The organism is Lentzea aerocolonigenes, from assembly GCF_000955955.1.
GTDB lineage: Bacteria > Actinomycetota > Actinomycetes > Mycobacteriales > Pseudonocardiaceae > Lentzea > Lentzea aerocolonigenes_A.
Window position 1 is genome coordinate 39011 of sequence record NZ_JYJG01000119.1, and the last position, 19474, is coordinate 58484.

Sequence of the window (19474 nt, forward strand, 5' to 3'; positions counted from 1 at the left end):
CGCCATGGCGCGCGACGACTTCTGCAGCAACTGCGGCACTGCCTACGCGGACACGTCCACGTACCCGCGTGAGTGCTCCAACTGCGGGCACATGGTGTGGGCGAACCCGGTACCCGTGGTGGTGTTGCTGGTGCCGGTCAAGGACGGGGCGCGGACCGGGTTGCTGACCGTGCGCAGGGCGATTCCGCCGGTCGGGCAGCTGGCGTTCGTCAGCGGGTTCATGGAGCGCGGGGAGTCCTGGCAGCAAGGGGCGGCTCGTGAGCTCGAGGAAGAGGCCGGGGTGAGCGTCAACCCCGATGACCTGCGGCCGTTGCACTTCGTGTCCACGCCGGACGGGGCGACGGTGTTGCTGTTCGCGACGGCGCCCGCGATCAACGCCGAGGACATGCCGCCGTTCGTGCCCAACGAGGAGGCGTCCGAGCGGCGGGTGATCTTCGAGTGCGAGCCGTTGGCGTTTCCGCTGCACAACGAGATCGCGAGCAAGTACTTCTCAACCGAACAGTGACTGGCCCCAGGTGCCGGTGAACGCGGTTTCGGACAACGGGTGGCGGCGGCGTTCGCGTTGTTCGCGGGCTTGCAGGTCCTCCGGGAGGTCCTCCAGGTTGCCGTGGTGCCCCAGGGCCATGACCACCAGCGGGCGGACGTCGGCGGGCATCGCGAAAGCGGAGTGGGCAGCCGCCTTGTCGAAGCCGCCCATCATGTGGGCGACCAGGCCCAGGTCAACGGCTTGCAGAGCGATGTTCTCCATGGCCAGGCCCAGGCCGAACTCGATGTTCGGCAGGTCGCCGCGGTCGTCCTGGGTGATCACGCAACCGATCAGCAGGACCGAGGCGCGGTGAGCCCAGGTCTTGTTGCCGGGGCGGAGGGTTTCGTAGATCGCGGCGAACGTCGGGGTGCCGCGCTTGCCGACGACGAAGCGCGCCGGCTGGCTGTTGCCGTGGGACGGGGCCCAGCGGGCTGCTTCCAGGAGGATGCGCAGCTCGTCGTCGGAAACCGTGGCGTTGGCGTCGAAAGCGCGAGGGCTCCAGCGCTGGGAGATCAGCTCGTTCATCAGATCGCATACTGCCAAACGGCCAGGGAGTAGGCACCGAACCAGGCGCTGAACAGCACTGCCAGACCCAGGACGGTCAGGACGGTGGACAGCCGGCGGCGGGCCAGGACCAGGGCCAGCGGGACGAGGAGGGTGAAGGCCGGCAGGAGCAGGCGGGCCTTCGAGTTCATCAGGCCGTTGGAACCGATGTCCATGACGATGACGCCGATGGCGTAGACGATCAGCGGCCATTCGAGTCGGCGCTGGAAGGCGTAGAAGACCAGCACGATGGCGAGGACCAGCAGCCAGACCGTGCCGGTTTCGAGTTCGGAGCGCGGGTTGCCGAGGTGCTCGAGGGCGAACTTCCACGTTGCCGATCCGCCGTCGAACTTGGAGCCCCAGCCGCGTTGCTGCACACCGAACCAGCCCGCCAGGTCACGGGTGCGGATGGCGACCCAGGCGAGGTAGCCGAGCAGGCCCAGAGGTGCGGCGAGGGCGCCCACCCAGGCTCGCCAGTCGCGTTTGTCGGCGATCACCGCGACGACGGCGGCCAGGACGACGGCTGCGATCAGGGCGCCCGCGGTGGGGCGGACCAGACCGGCGGCGGCGCAGGAGACGCCCGCGAGGATCCAGCGCTTCTTGACCACGCCCACGAGGGCCCAGACGGCGAACGCGCAGAACGTGGCCTCGGAGTAGGTCATCGACAGGACGACTGCCATCGGTGAGGCCGCGAAGAGCGTGACCAGGATCAGGCCGGACGGGACGGAGCCACCGCGCACGGCCCGGCCGAGGACGAACAGGCCGTACGCGCAGAACAGGCCGCTGATCAGGCTGACGGCGAAGGCGGCGCCCTCGACGGTCACTCCCGGGAGGCTGTCGACCCACCTGACCAGGGCGGGGTAGCCGGGGAAGAACGCGAGAGGTGTTTCGGCGCTGCGCCTGCCTGCGGCGTCGGTGAGGCGACCCGGGACGTCGTTGTAGCCACCGGCGGCGATGCCGAGGAACCACTCGCCGTCCCAGGTCTTGAGTTCGCCGAGCGCGGTGTTGGTCGTGCCGTGGAGCTTGTTCTGGTACTCGACGACCAGCTGCAGGACGTAGAGACCCACCTGGCGGACGAACAGGTAGATCAAGCCCGGCGCCGACCAGACCACCGCGGGGTGTTTGAGCGCCTCGGCCAACCGTGAGCGCGCACTGCTCTTATGCACGGCTGCTGGGGCCTCCACGCGACGGGCGGTCGACGACACCCGGACAGAGTAGTCACGCGCGTCACGGCTCCAGAGTCTCACCAGGTGGTCCGGGTAGGCTGCCTACGACGTGGGGTTTTAGTCGCGCGAAGGAGGTCAGGTCGGTGGCGCTCGTCGTCCAGAAGTACGGCGGTTCATCGGTTGAGAGTGCCGAGCGGATCAAACGCGTGGCCGAGCGCATCGTCGCGACCAAGAAGGCGGGGAACGACGTCGTTGTCGTCGTGTCCGCCATGGGTGACTCGACGGATGAGCTGCTCGACCTCGCCCGCCAGGTGTCGCCGGTGCCGCCGGCGCGTGAGCTCGACATGCTGCTCACCTCTGGTGAGCGGATCTCGATGTCGCTGCTCGCCATGGCGATCCACTCGCTCGGTGCCGAGGCCCGCTCCTACACGGGTTCGCAGGCAGGCGTGATCACGACCTCGGCGCACGGCAAAGCGCGCATCATCGACGTGACGCCGAGCCGCATCCAGGACGCGACGTCCGAGGGGGCCATCGCGATCGTCGCGGGCTTCCAGGGCGTCTCCCAGGGCTCGAACGAGATCACCACGCTCGGCCGCGGCGGCAGCGACACCACCGCGGTGGCGCTCGCGGCGGCGACCAAGGCCGACGTGTGCGAGATCTACACCGACGTGGACGGCGTCTACACCGCCGACCCTCGCATCGTGCCGAACGCGAGGAAGCTCGACCGGATCTCCTACGAGGAAATGCTCGAAATGGCCGCGTGTGGCGCCAAGGTGCTGATGCTCCGCTGCGTGGAGTACGCCCGCCGCTACAACGTGCCCGTGCACGTCCGCTCTTCGTTCAGCAACAAGACCGGAACCATCGTGTCCGGTTCAGTGGAGGACCTTCACGTGGAACAGGCGATGATCACCGGCGTCGCGCACGACCGGTCTGAAGCCAAGATCACCGTTACCGCCGTGCCCGACCACCCCGGCATCGCTGCCAAGATCTTCCGGGTCGTGGCGCAGGCCGAGCTCGACATCGACATGGTCGTGCAGAACGTCTCGCAGGCCGCGTCCGGCCGCACGGACATCACGTTCACGCTGGCCAAGGTCGACGGCCCGCGCGCGGTGGCCGCGCTGGAGAAGGCCCGCGGCGAGATCGGGTTCGACCAGGTCCTCTACGACGAGCACGTCGGCAAGGTGTCGCTGATCGGCGCGGGCATGCGCTCGCACCCCGGCGTCACGGCGACGTTCTGCGAGGCGCTGGCCACGGCCGGCGTCAACATCGACATCATCTCCACCTCGGAGATCCGCATCTCGGTCATCTGCCGCGACACCCAGCTCGACGACGCCGTCCGTGCCCTGCACGACGCGTTCGAGCTCGGTGGCGACGAAGAGGCCGTCGTCTACGCAGGGACTGGCCGATGACCGCGCCCGTACTCGCGCTCGTCGGCGCGACCGGTGCCGTGGGCACCGTGATGATCGACATCATGAACACCCGCTCTGACTTCCCGTGGGGCGAGGTCCGGCTGATCGCGTCCGCGCGCTCGGCGGGCAAGAAGATCAGCGTGCGCGGCCAGGAGCTGACGGTCATCGCGCTCTCGCCGGAAGCGTTCGACGGCGTGGACATCGCGATGTTCGACGTGCCGGACGAGATCTCGGCCGAGTGGGCCCCGATCGCCGCCGAGCGCGGTGCCATCGCGATCGACAACTCCGGTGCGTTCCGGATGGACTCGGACGTGCCGCTGGTCGTGCCCGAGGTCAACGCGGACCAGATCGACAACCGCCCGCGCGGCATCATCGCGAACCCGAACTGCACGACGCTGTCGATGATGGCGTCGCTCGGTGCCCTGCACCGCGAGTTCGAGCTGAAGGAACTGGTCGTGGCCTCGTACCAGGCCGCGTCCGGTGCGGGTCAGTCCGGCATCGACCGCCTCTACGCCGAGATCAGCGCGCTGGCCGGCAAGGAGGCCGGCGTGCACGCGGGCGACGTGGCCGAGGCGCTGTCCGCGGCCGGTCTGTCCGCTGAGGACTCGCCGTTCCCGGCCCCGCTGGTGCTGAACGTGGTGCCGTGGGCGGGTTCGCTGAAGGACGACGGCTGGTCGTCCGAGGAGCTGAAGGTCCGCAACGAGGCCCGCAAGATCCTCGGCATCCCGGACCTGAAGGTCTCCGCGACCTGCGTCCGCGTCCCGGTGGTCACGACCCACTCGCTGTCCGTCCACGCGACGTTCGCCCGCGAGGTCACGGTCGAGGCCGCGCACAAGATCTTCGAGGAGCAGCCGACCATCGTGCTCATCGACGACCCGGCGGCCAAGAAGTTCCCGACGCCGGCCGACGTGGTGGGCGGCGACCCGACGTACGTGGGCCGCGTGCGTCAGGCGCTGGACTTCCCGAACACGCTGGACTTCTTCGTGTGCGGTGACAACCTGCGCAAGGGTGCGGCGCTGAACACCTACGAGGTCGCGGAAGAGCTCGCGAAGCGTCTGTAGATCCGTCCTTCCACCGCTGCCCGGCCAGGTATGGTCGGGCAGCGATGGGGGAGATCGAATGGATTCGGCCGCCTCGACTCAGTCAGGTCGTGGCCGCCTATCAAGGGTTTGCACAAGGCGCGGGTGTCCGAACAGGACTCGTCGACCAGTTGGTCGCGTGTTCGTCCGACGATCCCGCGAAAGCGTTGACGGAGTGGCTCGGGCGGTCCTCCGTGCAACCAGACCTGGTGTCACGCCAGAGCGCCCGGTCACCGGGCAAGATCAGCTCGCAGGGGCCCGGCGCGTTGATCTGGGCGCTGCCTGCTGCCGTGCAACGACTTGAGGCCCATCAGATTCGTGAGCTGGTCGCGCTCACCCACGGTCCCGATTCTCCGGCCGCCGATGCCGTGATCATGCTGGCCGAACACCTCTTCACGGGCACCGAGCTCGATCCGCCGGATGCCGATCCGTTCACCGCTGCGGGCGCGTTGGTCCAGGCCGTCCGCGGCGAAGGGCGTGGTGTCGCGCGGGCGATCGCGGGTGCGCTGAGAGGCGGGCCGGAGCACGAGATCGCGCAGGTCGCCGAAGAGCTGCACCGGAGGTCGTGGTGAACCGGGACGAAGCGATCTCCCGAGCCGGGCGGTGGGTCGCCGAGCACCGCGGCGGAGAGTTCCGCGTTGACGAGAACAGCGTGTTCCAGACACGGGACGGCTGGACCGTCGGGTACGCCGTGCCCAGCGAGGACGGCCGGGTGCGCGGCGGCGGCAAGTGGCCGAAGACCGGGGTCGAGGTGCACGTGCTGGGCACGTTCACGGAGATCGACGACGGCAACGTCGTGGACCGGCCGTGGGAGGCCGTGTTCGACCCGGAGTTCGTCTGGATGTCCGGCATGCGCACCGACCCGTACTTCACCGCGGTCGCGGGCTGGCGGTCGAAGGCGAACGGCGATTTCCACCCCAACCCGGCGCACGTGCCGGGACCGGTCGCGTCGGGCGAACCGTGGCCGACGACGCCGATGGAGCGCCTCCTCGGCTACCTCCAACGCGGCTGGTACGACCGGGCCGGTCTGGCGCACAACGGCGTGCACGGCGAGGTGCTGATCGCGGGCGACGCGTCGCTCGACCGGTTCGACTACCCGGAGACGCTCGAGGTCCACACGACGTCCGAGCTGCTGCCGGAAGGCACCACCCGCTGGTACCGGGTCGCGCTCACCACGATCCTCTCCAGGATCTACGGCTCGAAGTTCCAGGGCACGAGGCCCGTGAAGCTGCACATCAACCCCGGCCTGCGGTACGACACGGTGTTGCCGTTGAGCGCGTTCTCCGACGAGGCCTCGCAACACATGCGGATGTGCGGGTGCTACGAGCACGACAGGTGGGGAAGCGAGGTCGGTCCCTGGATCGCCCCCGCCGACCTGGCCGTGCTGGGGCGGATCATGCGCGCCGCACCCGTCGACGCGGTGCCGGCGGTCGCCACGAAGTTCTCGTTCACCCTCGCCCAGGACGCGCACGGCCGCTTCTTCCTCATCAAGGACGACACCGTGGACACGGGCCGCCTGCGCGGCTGCCTGATCGGCGGGGCGATCGGCGACGCGTTGGGCGCGAACACCGAGAACCTGCCGATGGAGGTCGTCTACGAACGGCACGGCCCGGACGGCATCACCGACCTGCCAGAAGATCCGGCCGTCACCGACGACATGCAGATGACGCTGTTCACGTTCGAAGCGGTGATCAGGGCGCACGTGCGCAGGAGGATCACCGGCAACGCGGGCTTCACCGAGGTCGTGCAGCACGCTTACCAGCGTTGGCTGCACACCCAGAAGACGCCGTGGGAGAAGGCCCGCGGTCCACTGTCCACTTTGGATGAACCGGACGGCTGGCTGATCGGTCACGGTGACCTGTTCCGCATGCGGGCGCCCGGTCTCACCGTCACTTCGGCGTTGCAGCAGTACGGCCGAACCGGCGTGATGGCCACGAGCGAGAACCCGGCCAACGACTCCAAGGGCTGCGGCGGTGCCATGCGCGTCGCCCCGATCGCCTGCTACGCGGAAGACGCTCTGGAAGCCTTCTCGTTGGCGAAGTGCGCAGCCGAGCTCACCCACGGCCACCCGAGCGGCTACCTGTCCGCGGGCTTCTTCGCCGTGCTCGTCCACGAAGCGTTGCAGGGCAACGGTTTGCTCGAAGGTGTCGACTCCGCGATGAAGGAGATCGTCCGGTACGAGCACCACGAGGAGGTCGTCGCCGCCGTTGAACACGCCATCGAGCTGGCTGCTCTGGGCGAACCGAGCGTGGCCCGCGTCGAGGAACTGGGGCGTGGGGGCGTCGGCGAGACGGCACTGGCGATCGCGCTGTACTCGGCGTTAGTGACGGACGACCCCAACGAGGCGTTGCTGATCTCGGTCAACCACGGTGGCGACAACGACTCGACGGCGTCCATGTGCGGCAACCTCGTCGGCGCGCTGCACGGTGTCGACAAGATCCGTCCGGACTGGGTCGAGCGGGTCCAGTTCCGCGAGGTCGTCGACGAGATGGTGGCGGACTGGGCGAAGGAGACCGGCTCGAACCCGCCGATGGCACAGGAGTGGTTCACCCGCTACCCGCCCTCCTAGGCTGAGGTTCATGGCGGAGAGCGACGAGCAGTACGACGCCCTGGGCGCGGTGTACGAGCGGGCCAAGCACATCCCGACCGGGCTGGCCGAGCGTGCCACCCTGTTGTCGGCGGTCGGTGACCTGCGCGGGAAGTCCGTGCTGGACGTGGCGTGCGGCACCGGGTTCTACGCGCGGCTCTTCCACGACCTCGGCGCGACGAAGGTGGTGGGCGTCGACTCGGCCGGCGAGATGATCGGCTACGCCCGGTACGTCGAGGGCCGCGAACCCCGCGGCATCGGCTACGAGCAGCACGACGCGACGACGTTGCCAGTGCTCGGTGAGTTCGACGTCGTGACGGCGGTGTGGCTGCTCGGGTACGCGGACGACGAGGCGGCGCTCGACGCCATGGTCGGCAACCTCGTCGCGAACCTCGCTCCCGGCGGCCGGCTCGTCGTGCTGGTGCCGAACCCCGAACCGGACTGGGACCTGTACGCGCAGTACGGCCGCTACGGCTACCGGATCACGCCGACCGGCCCGATGAACCTGAAGCAGCCGGTGGTCGTGCACGTGCTGGGCGACCCGCCGTTCGACTTCGACTCCTTCTACTGGGAGCGCGGCGCGTTCGAGGGGGCACTGACCCGGGCCGGTCTGCAGGACGTGACGCGGCAGCCGGTCGTGACCCCGGACGACGACGAGTCCTGGGACGCGCTGCGGCGATGCCCGAGCTTCGGCGTGTTCACCGCAGTGCGGGACAGCGCATGATCGTGCTGGCGGTCGACCTCGGCACCACGGCAACGAAGGTCGTCGCGGTCGACGCTCAGGCGCGCGTGGTGGCGTCGACCGAACGCGGCTACCCGATGCGCACGAGCGGCCTGGAAGCCACGCATGATCCGCACCAGGTCCTCAACGCCGCTCTCGACGCACTCGCGGAGCTGGCCTCCGAGGACGTCCGCGCCATCGCCCTGACCGGCGCGATGCACTCGATCATGGGCCTGGACGCAGGCCTGAGGCCCGTCACGGAGTCGCTGAGCTGGGCCGACAACCGCGCGATCGAGCAGACCGAACGACTGCGCGGCACTCGAGAAGGCCGAGAGCTGCACCAGGCGACGGGCGCACCTATCCACTCGTTCACGCCGCTGATGAAGCTCGCGTGGTTCCACGAGAACGGCGTGCGGGCCGCGAAGTGGTGCGAGATCAAGGACTTCGTGCACCTGCACCTGACCGGCGAGCTGCTCAACGAGCACTCGTGCGGCTCGGGCACGGGTCTGATGAACGTCAACACCCTGCAGTGGCACGAACCGTCGCTGGAGTTCGCGGGCGTCACGGCCGACCAGCTCCCGCCGCTCGTCGAACCCACCCACTCCACCCCGCTGACAGCCGAGATTCCCGGTCTGCGCAAGGGAATCCCGGTCATCATCGGCGGCGGAGACGGCCCGCTCGGCAACCTCGGCGTCGGCGCGGCCACCCCCGGCGCCGGAGCGGTTTCGCTCGGCACGTCGGGCGCACTCCGCGTGGCACAACAGGGTCCGGGCGTCGACGAGGAAGGCCGCACGTTCAGCTACGCCATCGCCGAGGGCCTCTGGGTCCGCGGCGGCGCGATCAGCAACGGCGGCGTGGTCGCGCAGTGGGCGTCGGAAACCTTCAACATCCCGGTGGGCGATCTCCTCGGACAGGCTGCCGAGGTCGACTCCGACGGCCTGGTCGCGTTGCCCTACCTGCTCGGCGAGAGGGCGCCGTGGTGGGACCCGACCGCCCACGCCGCGTTGCTCGGCCTGCGCCGCGAACACACCCCGCAGCAGATCACGAAAGCCCTGGTGGAAGGTGTCTGTCAGCAACTGGCGCTGGTGCTCGACGCCGTCCCGCAGGTGGACTCGTTGCGGATCACCGGTGGTGCGTTCCGCGCGCCGATCTGGGCCCAGACGCTGGCCAGCACGCTCGGCATGCCGTTGCACCTCACCGAAGACACGGGTGGTTCCGCCGTCGGCGCGGCTCTGCTGGCCTGGCGTGCCCTGGACGAGATTCCCAGCTTGACCGTCGACCTCGTCCAGCCGATTCGGACGATCGCGCCGGACGAGGACGCGATCACGAGGTACGCGAAGGCACGGCCGTTCGTGGCGAAGGCGTACCGGGCGCTGGAGGAGCTGTACAGCGAGGGCATCGCCCCCAGAACGTGATCTCGGCCCGCTCGACGTGGAACCCGGCGAGCTCGACCGCCGGTTCGAAGACGCAGTCCACGTCCTCGGTCCGGCCGCATTCGCGACACACGAGGTGGTCCAGTGCTGGCACGGCCCTCACCCTAGTCCTGCGATTTTGAACACATCAAGAAAACGAAGGGTTAAACATTTTGCCAGGCGAGTGAGGATGACGGGGTGGACCTCGCCCCCTTCAAACACGTCCTCATGCTGCCCAGGGTTCGCCCGCTGACGCTGTTGATGTTCTTCGCGAGGATGCCACCCGCGGCGACCGGCGTGATCCTGACGCTGCACGTCGCGGTCACGCTGGACCAGGGCTACGGCGCCGCGGGCCTGGTGGGGGCGGCGGGCACGGTCGGCATGGGCCTCGGCGCACCGCTGATGGGCAAGCTGATCGACAGCCGGGGACTGCGGTTGATGCTCGCCGTCAGCGTCACGGCGAGTGCCGCCTTCTGGCTGACCGCGCCCCTGATGAGCTACTGGACGTTGCTGATCAGCTCGTTCGCCGTCGGCCTGCTCGGCGTGCCGATGATGTCGATCGGCCGGCAGATGATCACCGCGCTGGTGCCGGAGAGCCGGAGGCGCGTCGCCCTGTCGATCGACTCGATCTCGGTCGAGCTGTCTTTCATGGGTGGGCCCGCGCTCGGCGTGGCGGTCGCGACGAAGGTCTCCACCAGCGCGGCGTTGATGTTCATCGGCGTCTCGATCCTGGTCTCGGGCGTGCTGCTGTACTGGGCGAACCCGCCGATGGTGCACGAGGACGAGGTCGTCGACGGGCCGAAGCCGAAGGTCTTCGAATGGCTGCGCGGCCGGATCGTGGCGGTGCTGGTCGTGTGCGTCGGCGAGGTGGTCTGCCTCGCGGGCATGGAGGTGTCGGCGATCGCGTCGCTGGAGCACATCGGCAAGGCGAGCTGGCTCGGCATGGTGTTCTTCGCGATGTGTGCCGCGTCGATCGTGGGCGGCCTCGTGTACGGCGGCGTGAAGCGCGTACCGAGCGTTCTGGTGCTGCTCGTGGTGATGGCGGTGTGCGAGATCCCGGTGGGACTGGGCGATGGCAGCGTTCTCTGGCTGTGCGTGCTGCTCATCCCGATGAACCTGGTGTGTGCGCCGCTGATCGCCGCGTGCGGTGAGCAGATCAGCAGGCTCGCGCCGCCCGCCGCACGAGGGCTCGCGATGGGGCTGCAGGGATCGGCGTTCACCATCGGCGGCGCGATCGGCTCACCACTCGCGGGTGTGGCGATCGACAACGGTGGTGCTCCGCTCGGGTTCGCCGTCGTCGGCGTGGCCGGGTTGCTCGTCGCGGGCGTCGCGTGGGTGCTCGCCCGGCAAGGTCAACAGGTAAATCCATTGCCAGTCGGGTGACGATGGCACGGTGAACCTCGCCCCGTTCCGGAACGTCCTGGCGCTGCCGGGGGTCCGTCCCCTGATGCTGCTGATGTTGTTCGCGAGGATTCCTCCGACGGCGGCAGGCGTCACGGTGACCCTCCACGTGGTCACCACGCTCGACAAGGGCTACGCGGCGGCCGGCACGGTCGGCTTCGCGACCATGATCGGCTTGGGCCTCGGGTCTCCGTTGATGGGCAAGCTGGTCGACAGCAAGGGTCTGCGGATCACGCTCGCGCTGAGCCTGCTCGAAGGCGTGTTCTGGGTGACGGCGCCGTTGATGGACTACTACCTGCTCTTGGTGCTCGCGTTCGCCAACGGCCTGGTCGCGGTGCCGATGATGTCGATCGGCAGGCAGGCGCTGACCGCGCTGGTGCCGGAAGCCCAACGACGGCCCGCGTTCTCGCTGGACTCGATCTCGGTCGAGCTGTCGTTCATGGTCGGACCCGCTGCCGGGGTGCTGATCGCGACTCGGTTCTCCACCGGCACGGCTCTCGTCGCGATCGGTGTGGCGATCCTCGTGGCCAGCGCGGTGCTGTTCGTGGTGAACCCGGTGCTGGTGCACGAGGACGAGGTGGTCGACGGTCCGCAGCCGAAGCTCTTCGAATGGCTGCGCGGCCCGGTGATCACGGCGCTGATCATCCCGTTCGGCGCGACCATGACGTTGTCGGGCATGGAGATCGCCTCGATCGCGTCGCTGGAACGGGTGGGCGAGCAGAGCTGGCTGGGCCTGATCTTCGTGGTGATGTGCGCGGCGTCGGCGCTCGGCGGACTCGTCTACGGCAGCCTGAAACGGGTGCCGAGCGGGGTCGTGCTGCTGGCCGTCATGGCGTTGCTGGAGATCCCGGTCGGACTGGGTGACGGCAACGTGGCGCTGCTCGCGATCGCGTTGATCCCGATGAACTTCGCGTGCGCGCCGACCATCGCGGCCTCGACCGAGCTGATCAGCAAGTACGCGCCCGCGTCAGCTCGTGGCCTGGCGCTGGGTCTGCAGGGCTCGGCGTTCACGTTCGGCGTGGCGGCAGGTCAGCCGCTCGCGGGGGTCGCCGTGGACCACAGCGGACCCCCGCTCGGCTTCGTCGTCGCCGGCCTGGCCGGACTGGTGATCGCCGGGCTGGGCTGGGTTCTCAGCAGGCAGCGTCAGGCGGTCTCGGCCACGTCCTGAGCCGAGTTCGCGAGCGCGAGGCCGGTCCGGAGCGCACCGACGGCTTCGGACACGGCCTCGCGGAAGATCCCGCCGACGCCGAGCACGTTCGCGAAGCCGTGGAACAGGCCCTCGTGCCTGCGCAGCACGACCGGCACACCCTCGGCGGCCAGGCGTTCCGCGAAGGCCTCGCCCTCGTCGCGCAACGGGTCGTAGCCCGCGGTCGCGATGTAGGTCGGGGGCAGGTTCGAGAGGTCGTCGGCCAGCATGATCGACAGCCGCGGGTCGTGCCGGTCCTTGCCGCCCTCGCTGTACTTGTCGAGGAACCAGTCCATCTTCTCGTCGGTCAGGAAGAACCCGTTGCCGAAGATCTCCCGCGACCGGCGGCGCACCGAAGCGTCGACGCCGGGGTAGAAGAGCAGCAGGAACGCCAGGTCGATCTCGGCCGCGTGCGCGGTGACCGCGGCCAGGTTGCCACCGGCGCTGTCACCACCGAGCGCGATCCGTTTCGCGTCGATGCCCAGGTCCTCGGCCTTCGCGACGGCGTAGCGCAGCACCTCGGCGGCGTCGTCGGCCGCGGCGGGGAACGGGGCCTCTGGCGCGAGCCGGTAGTCGGCGGCGAGCACCCGCACGCCGGACTCCTTGGCGAGGAACCGGCACAGCTGGTCGTGGCTCTCCAGACTGCCGGTCACCCAGCCGCCACCGTGGTAGAAGATCAACAACGGTGAGCCGGTCGCGAGCCCGTCCGGCGTGTAGAGGCGCCCGGCGAACTCGCCGATCGTGAGCTCTCTGGCGCCGACGCCGGTGATCTTCGGACCGGCTACGAGCTTGGAGCTCAACTCCAGGTCGAGGCGACTCTCGGAGGCTGACTTCGTCCGCCAGTCCGTGCCAGACAGCTGCTGGAGCCTCAGCAACAGCTGGGCTTCCGGATGCAGGTCCTGGCCGTCCAGGCGGATCGGAGTACCGGCGATGAGGCGGCGCACAGGCCCGGGAAGACCGAACGCGAAGCGCAGAGCACCGGCCAGCACGGCCGCCTGGAAGTTCGACATGTGTCTCACGTTACTAGCGAGTAGTGCTAGATCTCCAGGTATCTGGAGGTGGAAGGATCGACGTCATGACGGTGACGGTGGTGGGCATCGGGGGCTCGATCAGGTCCGACTCGCAGTCCGAACGGGCGCTGCGGGTGGCTCTGGAGGGTGCTCGCGAACTCGGTGCGGAGACGATCCAGTACAGCGGCCCTGAGCTGGTGCTCCCGTTCTACGACCCGTCCGTGCCGGAACGGACCGACGTCGCGCTTCGCATGGTCGAGGACCTGCGCAAGGCGGACGGCGTGATCCTCGTGTCGCCCGGCTACCACGGCACCGTGTCCGGTCTGGTCAAGAACGCCCTCGACTACATCGAGGACCTCCGTCACGACGAGCGGCCTTATTTGGACGGCCGCGCGGTCGGCACCATCACCGCCGCATACGGCTGGCAGGCCGCGGTGAACACCTTGTCCGCGGTCCGTTCGATCGTCCACGCGCTGCGCGGCTGGCCGACGCCGTTGGGCGCCGCGATCAACTCCGCGCAGGTCAAGTTCGACGGCGACGGTGCCTGCTCGGACGCCGACGTGGACCGGAACCTCCGCGTGATCGGCCGCCAGGTGGTCGAGTTCGCTCTGCGGCACAGGTCTCATCTCGACGTGAACTGAGTCACGATCGGGCAGATAAGTCGTGCGCGATCCGTTGGTACCAGTGGGTAACAAAAACCACTGACTCAAGGGAGAGCGGAATGGACACGCTGTACACGGCCGAGGCGACTGCATACGGCGAGGGCCGCAACGGCGAGGTGCGCTCCTCCGACGGCGTGATCGACGAGGTGCTGTCGGTGCCGAAGGAGATGGGCGGCCCCGGCGGCGACGCGACCAACCCCGAGCAGCTCTTCGCGGCCGGCTACGCGGCGTGCTTCAACTCCGCCCTCGCGGCAGTCGCGCGCGCCGGCAAGATTCAGCTCCCTTCTTCTGAGGTAACCGCCAAGGTGGGAATCGGCCCGAACGGTGCCGGCGGCTTCCAGCTGGCCGTCGAGCTCGCGGTGACGATCCCCGGTTTCGAACAGGCGGTCGCGGAGAAGCTCGTCGAGCAGGCCCACCAGGTCTGCCCGTACTCGAACGCGACGCGCGGCAACATCGAGGTGGCGCTCACCGTCACCGTCTGAGGAGGCGCGTTAAACCATGGCCAAGAACCCGATCACCAGCCCGCTGTCCGACGCTGACCGCGACGCGGTCGGTTCCGTTCTGCAGGCGACTCTCGTCGACCTGGTCGACCTGTCCCTGATCGGGAAGCAGGCGCACTGGAACGTGATCGGCAAGAACTTCCGCAGCGTCCACCTGCAGCTCGACGAACTGGTCGTGCTGGCACGCAATGCCGCAGACCAGGTCGCCGAACGTGCCGCCGCCCTCGGCGTCACGCCGAACGGCACGGCGAAGACCATCGCCGAGTCGTCCGGCGTGCCCGAGATCGCGTCCGGCTGGCTGAAGGAGGACCAGGTCGTTGCCTCGATCACCGGTTCCCTGGCGTCGCTGATCACCCGCATGCGTGCCCGCATCGACGAGACCGACAAGCCCGACCTCGTCACCCAGGACCTGCTGATCGGCATCACGCAGGAGCTGGAGCAGGCGCACTGGATGTGGCAGGCGCAAGCGGCCTAGTTCATCAGCTGACGGATGGCCCGCTCCACGGTGGAGCGGGCCTCGTCTGTTCTACGGCGCGACGAGCTGGATTTCGCGGTGCAGCTGCCCGTCGACGTCCGGGTAGTAGCTGAGCTCGCCGTCACTCCACCGCACGACAACGCCGTTGCCGCGCCCGGCCGTGACCGTGGCGTGGGTCCACAGGTCGTTCGGGGCCTGGACCTGGCGTTCCTGGCTCAGGTTGCTGGTCGCGACGTCGCCGTAGATGGTGAACTCGCCGTCGCTCCAGCGGACGAGCAGGTCAGGTGTGCCGGAGCCGGTCCAGTTGCCGCCGGAGATCGTCTGGGCGTGCGTCCAGATGCTCTTGGGCGCGGCGAGCTGGCGTTCGGAACCGAGCTTGTTGCTCGCGATGCCTTGGTACAGGGTGGTTTCGCCGTCGTTCCACACCACTACGAGGTCGCCGCCGAGCCCGGCGATGTAGGAGGCGTGGTCCTTCCACAGGGGGTTGGGCGCGGCGAGCTGGACCTCGTTGTGGAAGCCGTTCTTGTCGACGGATCCGTAGTAGGTGACCTCACCGTCGTCCCACGTGACCACGAGGCCGTTGTTGACGGTCGCGATGCCCTTGGCGTGCGTCCAGATGCTCTGCGGCGCCGCGAGCTTGGTCTCACCGGCGAACGGCTTCTGCGGGTCGGTGCTCGAACCGCCCTGGTAGAGCGTCACCTCGCCGTCGCTCCACCGCACGATCATGTCGAGCTGCGTGCTGCCGGTGAACCGCCCGGACGTGATCAGCTGCGCGTGCTTCCACGTCGATCCGTCGCCGAGCGGGTAGCCGAGGTTGCCGTTGCCCGGCGGCACCGGGGCCGCGACCGCCTTGTCGTACACCGCCTTGACGCGGCTGTCGAACCGCACGCTGTAGTTGCGCGGGTCGGTGGGCGGCAGGTCCTGGCCCTTGCCGCCGATGACGCCGATCACTTCCTTCGTGCCGCGCAGCACCCACGGGCCGCCGCTGAACCCGTTGGGGATGCCGAGGCACTGCAACGTTTCCCAGTACTGGCCGTCACGCGAGGCGGTGCTGTCGCACAGGTACGGCTGGTCCTTGGCGGACGGGTAGCCGTAGACCGTCATGTCGGCGGGCAGCGTCGCGTCGACGTGCAGGTTGAGCGATCCGGTCACCTCGGCGATGTTCTTGCCGTTGCGCGGCTGCAGCACGACGAACGCGAAGTCGTACGGCGAACCGGCGCCGTTGATGTCCTGGTTGGTCTTCCAACCGTCGTCGACGTAGACGGCTGCCGCCTGCCAGGTCCCGTACGGCGCCTGTCCGTCGTGGTAGCCGGGCGTGAAGAAGATGTTGCGCCTGCCGTAGACGCAGTGCGCGGCCGTCACGATCACGTTGCCACGCGGGCTGTTGATGACGCTGCCGGTGCAGCCGTGGTCGTTGGGGTCGCTGGTGCCGGACAGCGACCCGACCTCGGCCCTCGGTGCGGTGACCTTGCTTTGCGGTGTTGCGGCTTCTGCGGCGTGCACCGGTAGCAAGAGTGCCACCAGCGCGAGAGCCGCTCCCCAGTGAGCTTTCCTCATGGGGCGGACTCTATGGTCGCGCTGGTGACATTTCCCTGACTATTGCGCGAGATGCCGCCTGGCGAAGTCCACTTCGGCCGCCGTCTGCCGCATCGTCTCGGCGACGACCAGCGAGCCGTGGCCCGCGTCGTAGCGGTACATCTCGTAGGCGTGGCCGCGAGCCGCGAGCGCGTCGAGGTAGTTGTCGATCTGCCGGATCGGGCAGCGCGGGTCGTTCTCACCGGCGAGCACGAGCACCGGCGCGGTGACCTGGTCGACGTAGGTGAGCGGCGAGCACTCGCGATACAGCTCCGGCAGCTCCTCCGGCGAGCCGCCGAACAGCGCCCGGTCGAACGCCCGCAGCGGCTCCATCTCGTCCTCGTACGCGGCGAAGTAGTCCGCCACCGGGACGCCCGCGACCCCGACGGTCCAGCGTTCCGGCTGCACCCCGATGCCGAGCAACGTCAGGTAGCCGCCCCAGCTCGCACCGCTGAGCACCGACTTCGACGGATCGGTGAGCCCGGACTCGACCGCCCAGTCGTGCACGGCGGCGATGTCCTCCAGCTCGGTCAGGCCCGGCCTGCCCTCGATGGCATCGCGCCACTTCGAGCCGTAGCCGCTGGAGCCGCGGTAGTTCACGTGCACGGTGGCGAACCCGGCGTCCAGCCACACCGCGCGGTAGGCGGAGAAGCGGTCCTCGTCGGAGGAGTGCGGGCCGCCGTGGATCATGAACACGGTCGGGAACGGTCCCTCGCCGGCGGGCTTCGAGACCAGCGCGTGCACCTCGCCGACGAACACGTCCTCGAGCTTCGACGACGTCGCGGGCTTGGCACCCTGCGGCTCGACCAGCACGCGCTCGGTGCCGTCGGTCGCCAGCGCGCGGATAACCGTGGACCTCTCGGCGGACGACCACGAGTACTCGACGGTGCCGTCCGGGCGCACGCCCGCCGAGCCGATCACGCCCGGCGCGGTGTCCAGAGTGGACAGTTCACCGATCGCGAGGTCGTAGCGGTGCACGGTGTTGCGTGCGTGGTGGGTGTGCACGATCAGCAACCCGGACGCGTCCGGGTACCAGTCGGCGGAGACCTCACCCGGCAGGTCGAGGACGATCTCCTGCTCGGTGTCGGTGGCGACGTCCCAGACCAGCAGCTCCTCACGGCCGCGGCGCTCGTGCAGCACCAGCAGCCGCTGGTCGCCGCGCACCGGGCTGAACGAGATGGCGTCCAGCCCGAGGCCCTTGCCGTCCCACTTCTCCGCGACCACAGCACCATCGGCGGCGTTGAGCGCGCGCAGGGCCATGTGCCGGTTGTCGCCGTGCTCGGAGTGCGCGATCACGACCAGCGACTCGTCCTTCGACAGCGCGGTCACGCCGGCGTCGTTGACGTGCTGGTAGATCACCTCGGAGGTCCCGTTGCGGGACAGCCACACCGTGGTGCCGTCATCGGTCGACGCGGCCACCGCGACGACGTTCCGGCCGAGCTCGAGCCCGGCGGGGTAGCCGGCGTGGACATCCGGGAGCGCGGGCTCGGCCTTGCTGCCGTCCGCGGTGAACGGCTCGCGCACCCAGACGCCGAACTCGTCGCCGTCGTGGTCGTCGAACCACCAGATCTCGGTGCCGTCCGGGTTCAGCGTGCCGTGCGACGTGCCGTTCGGGCGGTCCGTGACCTTGCGGTGCTCGTCCGTCGCGCGGTCCCAGGCGTAGATCTCCCAGACGCCGCTCGCGTTGGAGACGTACAGCGTGCGGTCCGGTGCGTCGTCGGCCAGCCGGGCAGGCTCATCCGGGGAGCGGTGAACCGCTCGCGCCACCGGGTCTCGGCGGCCGGATCGTCGAAAAGCTGGTCCGGAACGTTCGGAGCAGGGTGCGTTGTCACTCCCCAACACTAGAGTCACCGGTGGTTCTAGGGGGATTGGGAATGACACAACCACCACAGTGGGCGAGCCGTTGATGGAACTCGCCCAGGTCAACATCTCACGGCTGCTGGCACCGCTCGACAGCCCGCAGCTCAAGGAGTTCGTCGACGCCCTCGACGACGTGAACGCGGTCGCGGACGCCGCACCCGGCTTCCGCTGGCGGCTGCAGAGCGAAGCGGGCGACGCGACCGCGATCCGGATCTTCGAAGACGACTGGCTGATCGTGAACATGTCCGTGTGGGAGTCGCCGGAGACGTTGCTGGACTACGTCTACGGCGATGCCCACCGGTCCGTGCTGCGCGGCCGGCGCAAGTGGTTCCAGCACCCGGCCGAGGCGATGACGGCGCTGTGGTGGGTACCCGAGGGTCACCGGCCTTCAGTCGCGGAAGCCGAGGAACGGTTGCTGCACCTGCGCGCGCACGGCCCGTCGTCGCACGTGTTCACGCTCAAGGACAGCTACGGCGCGACGTCCGCGTAGCTGGTGCCGAGCTTGGCGCTGTTGAGCCAGGCCGTGGCGCGCCCGCTGTTGGGGCCCGACCGGTAGACACCCCACTTGGTGTTGACGTGCGTGCCCCACAGCGTCGCGCCCGCGTACCGCTTCTGCCCGTTGTCGAACGTCTGCTGCACGCCGTTGCGGTAGAGCTCGACCCAGCCGTCGTTGCCGCGGCTGAGCTTGAAGCCGATGACCCAGTCGTTCCACTGCCCGGTCGGGAACGGCACGGTCCAGATGTGCTTAGTGCCGCCGCTCGGCGCGGTGAGCTGGAAGTGCAGCTTGCCGTCGCCGAGCGTCCGCAGCACGAACGGCCCGGACTTCGGCTGCGACCCGCTCGCCCCCGAGATGTGCAGCTGGTAGACCGAGATCCAGTGGCCGCCGTTGGGGTTGACGTCCCACTTCGCCCGCCAGCCGAAGTAGAAGACCTTGCCGACGTCGGCACTCCCGATCCGGTACGGCGAACTGTTCTTGCGCATGCCCCGGCTCTCGCAGCGCTCCTTGCCGTTGTTCCAGTCCCACGTCTCGTACTTGATCGAGGCCCCGTACTTCGGGTCGTTGGCGGTGGTGATGCTGCCCGGATCCTGCTCCAGCCCGTCGAAAACGGCGGCCGGCCCCTTCGCGGGATCGGCTTCCCACAGCACGTTCGCGGCCTGTGCCTGCGCCGGAGTGAACAAAACGGCAATGATCGTTGCGGTCAGCGCCCAATGTGCGCGCATCAGATCTCCTTCTGTGCAACGCCCGCGGCGAAGGCATAGATCGGATGTCTGCGGCGTGATTCGCACGGTAGCGGCGATCAATTGATCGCACCAGGTTTCCGCGGCCTCCGGAATATCTAGTGGCGTGGCCCGGAACGTTGC

18 protein-coding genes and 1 pseudogene are annotated in these 19474 nt (G+C 68.8%); 13 read left to right on the plus strand and 6 right to left on the minus strand.

Annotated features, from left to right (window positions below; all coding sequences use genetic code 11):
• Positions 1-4: 4 nt before the first annotated feature.
• Positions 5-505, plus strand: coding sequence for an NUDIX domain-containing protein (locus tag UK23_RS18435; RefSeq protein WP_045312793.1), 501 nt, complete (start codon positions 5-7; stop codon positions 503-505).
• Here UK23_RS18435 and UK23_RS18440 read toward each other — a convergent pair.
• Positions 491-1051 carry a nitroreductase family protein gene (locus UK23_RS18440; protein ID WP_045312794.1) on the minus strand — a complete coding sequence of 187 codons (561 nt, stop codon included), beginning with the start codon at positions 1049-1051 and terminating at the stop codon, positions 491-493. The two genes, UK23_RS18435 and UK23_RS18440, sit on opposite strands and share 15 nt — an antisense overlap.
• Entirely contained in the window at positions 1051-2274 is a 1224-nt protein-coding gene (locus tag UK23_RS18445; RefSeq protein WP_045312795.1) for a membrane protein, read from the minus strand. Before UK23_RS18445 ends, UK23_RS18440 begins: the two co-directional genes overlap by 1 nt.
• Positions 2275-2378: 104 nt before the next feature.
• Between UK23_RS18445 and UK23_RS18450 the strand changes: the two genes are divergently transcribed.
• The 8 genes from UK23_RS18450 to UK23_RS18485 all read left to right on the plus strand — a co-directional run bounded on the left by UK23_RS18450 (position 2379) and on the right by UK23_RS18485 (position 12012).
• Positions 2379-3644, plus strand: a complete 1266-nt coding sequence (locus UK23_RS18450) for an aspartate kinase (RefSeq protein WP_045312796.1) — start codon at positions 2379-2381, stop codon at positions 3642-3644.
• Complete coding sequence (locus UK23_RS18455) at positions 3641-4705, plus strand: aspartate-semialdehyde dehydrogenase (RefSeq protein ID WP_045312797.1); 1065 nt, start codon at positions 3641-3643, stop codon at positions 4703-4705. Before UK23_RS18450 ends, UK23_RS18455 begins: the two co-directional genes overlap by 4 nt.
• Before the next feature lie 44 nt (positions 4706-4749).
• Complete coding sequence (locus UK23_RS18460) at positions 4750-5295, plus strand: hypothetical protein (protein WP_156213209.1); 546 nt, start codon at positions 4750-4752, stop codon at positions 5293-5295.
• Complete coding sequence (locus tag UK23_RS51695; RefSeq protein WP_156213210.1) at positions 5292-7292, plus strand: ADP-ribosylglycohydrolase family protein; 2001 nt, start codon at positions 5292-5294, stop codon at positions 7290-7292. Before UK23_RS18460 ends, UK23_RS51695 begins: the two co-directional genes overlap by 4 nt.
• Before the next feature lie 10 nt (positions 7293-7302).
• Entirely contained in the window at positions 7303-8034 is a 732-nt protein-coding gene (locus tag UK23_RS18470; protein WP_052684785.1) for a class I SAM-dependent methyltransferase, read from the plus strand.
• Positions 8031-9446 carry a gluconokinase gene (locus tag UK23_RS18475; protein WP_052684786.1) on the plus strand — a complete coding sequence of 472 codons (1416 nt, stop codon included), beginning with the start codon at positions 8031-8033 and terminating at the stop codon, positions 9444-9446. The genes UK23_RS18470 and UK23_RS18475 overlap by 4 nt, the downstream gene beginning before the upstream one ends.
• Positions 9447-9641: 195 nt before the next feature.
• Complete coding sequence (locus UK23_RS18480) at positions 9642-10826, plus strand: MFS transporter (protein WP_045312800.1); 1185 nt, start codon at positions 9642-9644, stop codon at positions 10824-10826.
• A gap of 10 nt (positions 10827-10836) precedes the next feature.
• On the plus strand, positions 10837-12012 hold the full coding sequence (locus tag UK23_RS18485; protein ID WP_045312801.1) for an MFS transporter: 1176 nt from the start codon (positions 10837-10839) through the stop codon (positions 12010-12012).
• Here the strand turns inward: UK23_RS18485 and UK23_RS18490 are convergent.
• Positions 11988-13040 (minus strand): alpha/beta hydrolase, encoded by a 1053-nt coding sequence (locus UK23_RS18490; protein ID WP_045312802.1) that lies wholly within the window; start codon positions 13038-13040, stop codon positions 11988-11990. The two genes, UK23_RS18485 and UK23_RS18490, sit on opposite strands and share 25 nt — an antisense overlap.
• Before the next feature lie 65 nt (positions 13041-13105).
• On the opposite strand from UK23_RS18490, the gene UK23_RS18495 reads away from it, so the two are divergent.
• The 3 genes from UK23_RS18495 to UK23_RS18505 all read left to right on the plus strand — a co-directional run bounded on the left by UK23_RS18495 (position 13106) and on the right by UK23_RS18505 (position 14677).
• The gene (locus UK23_RS18495) at positions 13106-13681 is read left to right on the plus strand and encodes an NADPH-dependent FMN reductase (protein ID WP_045312803.1); all 576 of its coding nucleotides are present in this window, start codon (positions 13106-13108) and stop codon (positions 13679-13681) included.
• Between the two features lie 80 nt (positions 13682-13761).
• Complete coding sequence (locus tag UK23_RS18500; RefSeq protein ID WP_045312804.1) at positions 13762-14184, plus strand: organic hydroperoxide resistance protein; 423 nt, start codon at positions 13762-13764, stop codon at positions 14182-14184.
• Between the two features lie 16 nt (positions 14185-14200).
• Complete coding sequence (locus UK23_RS18505) at positions 14201-14677, plus strand: Dps family protein (RefSeq protein WP_045312805.1); 477 nt, start codon at positions 14201-14203, stop codon at positions 14675-14677.
• A gap of 51 nt (positions 14678-14728) precedes the next feature.
• Here UK23_RS18505 and UK23_RS48745 read toward each other — a convergent pair whose 3' ends face one another.
• A complete protein-coding gene (locus tag UK23_RS48745) occupies positions 14729-16234 on the minus strand; it encodes a trypsin-like serine peptidase (RefSeq protein WP_156213211.1) in 1506 nt (501 codons plus the stop codon).
• A gap of 39 nt (positions 16235-16273) precedes the next feature.
• Positions 16274-18084: pseudogene (locus tag UK23_RS18515) on the minus strand (S9 family peptidase).
• 74 nt (positions 18085-18158) lie between these two features.
• On the opposite strand from UK23_RS18515, the gene UK23_RS18520 reads away from it, so the two are divergent.
• Complete coding sequence (locus tag UK23_RS18520) at positions 18159-18602, plus strand: DUF3291 domain-containing protein (protein WP_045312817.1); 444 nt, start codon at positions 18159-18161, stop codon at positions 18600-18602.
• Here UK23_RS18520 and UK23_RS18525 read toward each other — a convergent pair.
• On the minus strand, positions 18581-19333 hold the full coding sequence (locus tag UK23_RS18525) for a heparin lyase I family protein (RefSeq protein WP_045312806.1): 753 nt from the start codon (positions 19331-19333) through the stop codon (positions 18581-18583). The two genes, UK23_RS18520 and UK23_RS18525, sit on opposite strands and share 22 nt — an antisense overlap.
• Positions 19334-19474: the final 141 nt, after the last annotated feature.

What these genes read in the sequence shown, in the direction of transcription:
- UK23_RS18435 (WP_045312793.1), top strand. Translation starts at nt 5, where the DNA reads ATGGCGCGCGACGACTTCTGCAGCAACTGCGGCACTGCCTACGCGGAC.
- UK23_RS18440 (WP_045312794.1), bottom strand. Translation starts at nt 1,051, where the DNA reads ATGAACGAGCTGATCTCCCAGCGCTGGAGCCCTCGCGCTTTCGACGCC.
- UK23_RS18455 (WP_045312797.1), top strand. Translation starts at nt 3,641, where the DNA reads ATGACCGCGCCCGTACTCGCGCTCGTCGGCGCGACCGGTGCCGTGGGC.
- UK23_RS18460 (WP_156213209.1), top strand. Translation starts at nt 4,750, where the DNA reads ATGGGGGAGATCGAATGGATTCGGCCGCCTCGACTCAGTCAGGTCGTG.
- UK23_RS18470 (WP_052684785.1), top strand. Translation starts at nt 7,303, where the DNA reads ATGGCGGAGAGCGACGAGCAGTACGACGCCCTGGGCGCGGTGTACGAG.
- UK23_RS18475 (WP_052684786.1), top strand. Translation starts at nt 8,031, where the DNA reads ATGATCGTGCTGGCGGTCGACCTCGGCACCACGGCAACGAAGGTCGTC.
- UK23_RS18490 (WP_045312802.1), bottom strand. Translation starts at nt 13,040, where the DNA reads ATGTCGAACTTCCAGGCGGCCGTGCTGGCCGGTGCTCTGCGCTTCGCG.
- UK23_RS18495 (WP_045312803.1), top strand. Translation starts at nt 13,106, where the DNA reads ATGACGGTGACGGTGGTGGGCATCGGGGGCTCGATCAGGTCCGACTCG.
- UK23_RS18500 (WP_045312804.1), top strand. Translation starts at nt 13,762, where the DNA reads ATGGACACGCTGTACACGGCCGAGGCGACTGCATACGGCGAGGGCCGC.
- UK23_RS18505 (WP_045312805.1), top strand. Translation starts at nt 14,201, where the DNA reads ATGGCCAAGAACCCGATCACCAGCCCGCTGTCCGACGCTGACCGCGAC.
- UK23_RS48745 (WP_156213211.1), bottom strand. Translation starts at nt 16,234, where the DNA reads ATGAGGAAAGCTCACTGGGGAGCGGCTCTCGCGCTGGTGGCACTCTTG.
- UK23_RS18520 (WP_045312817.1), top strand. Translation starts at nt 18,159, where the DNA reads ATGGAACTCGCCCAGGTCAACATCTCACGGCTGCTGGCACCGCTCGAC.
- UK23_RS18525 (WP_045312806.1), bottom strand. Translation starts at nt 19,333, where the DNA reads ATGCGCGCACATTGGGCGCTGACCGCAACGATCATTGCCGTTTTGTTC.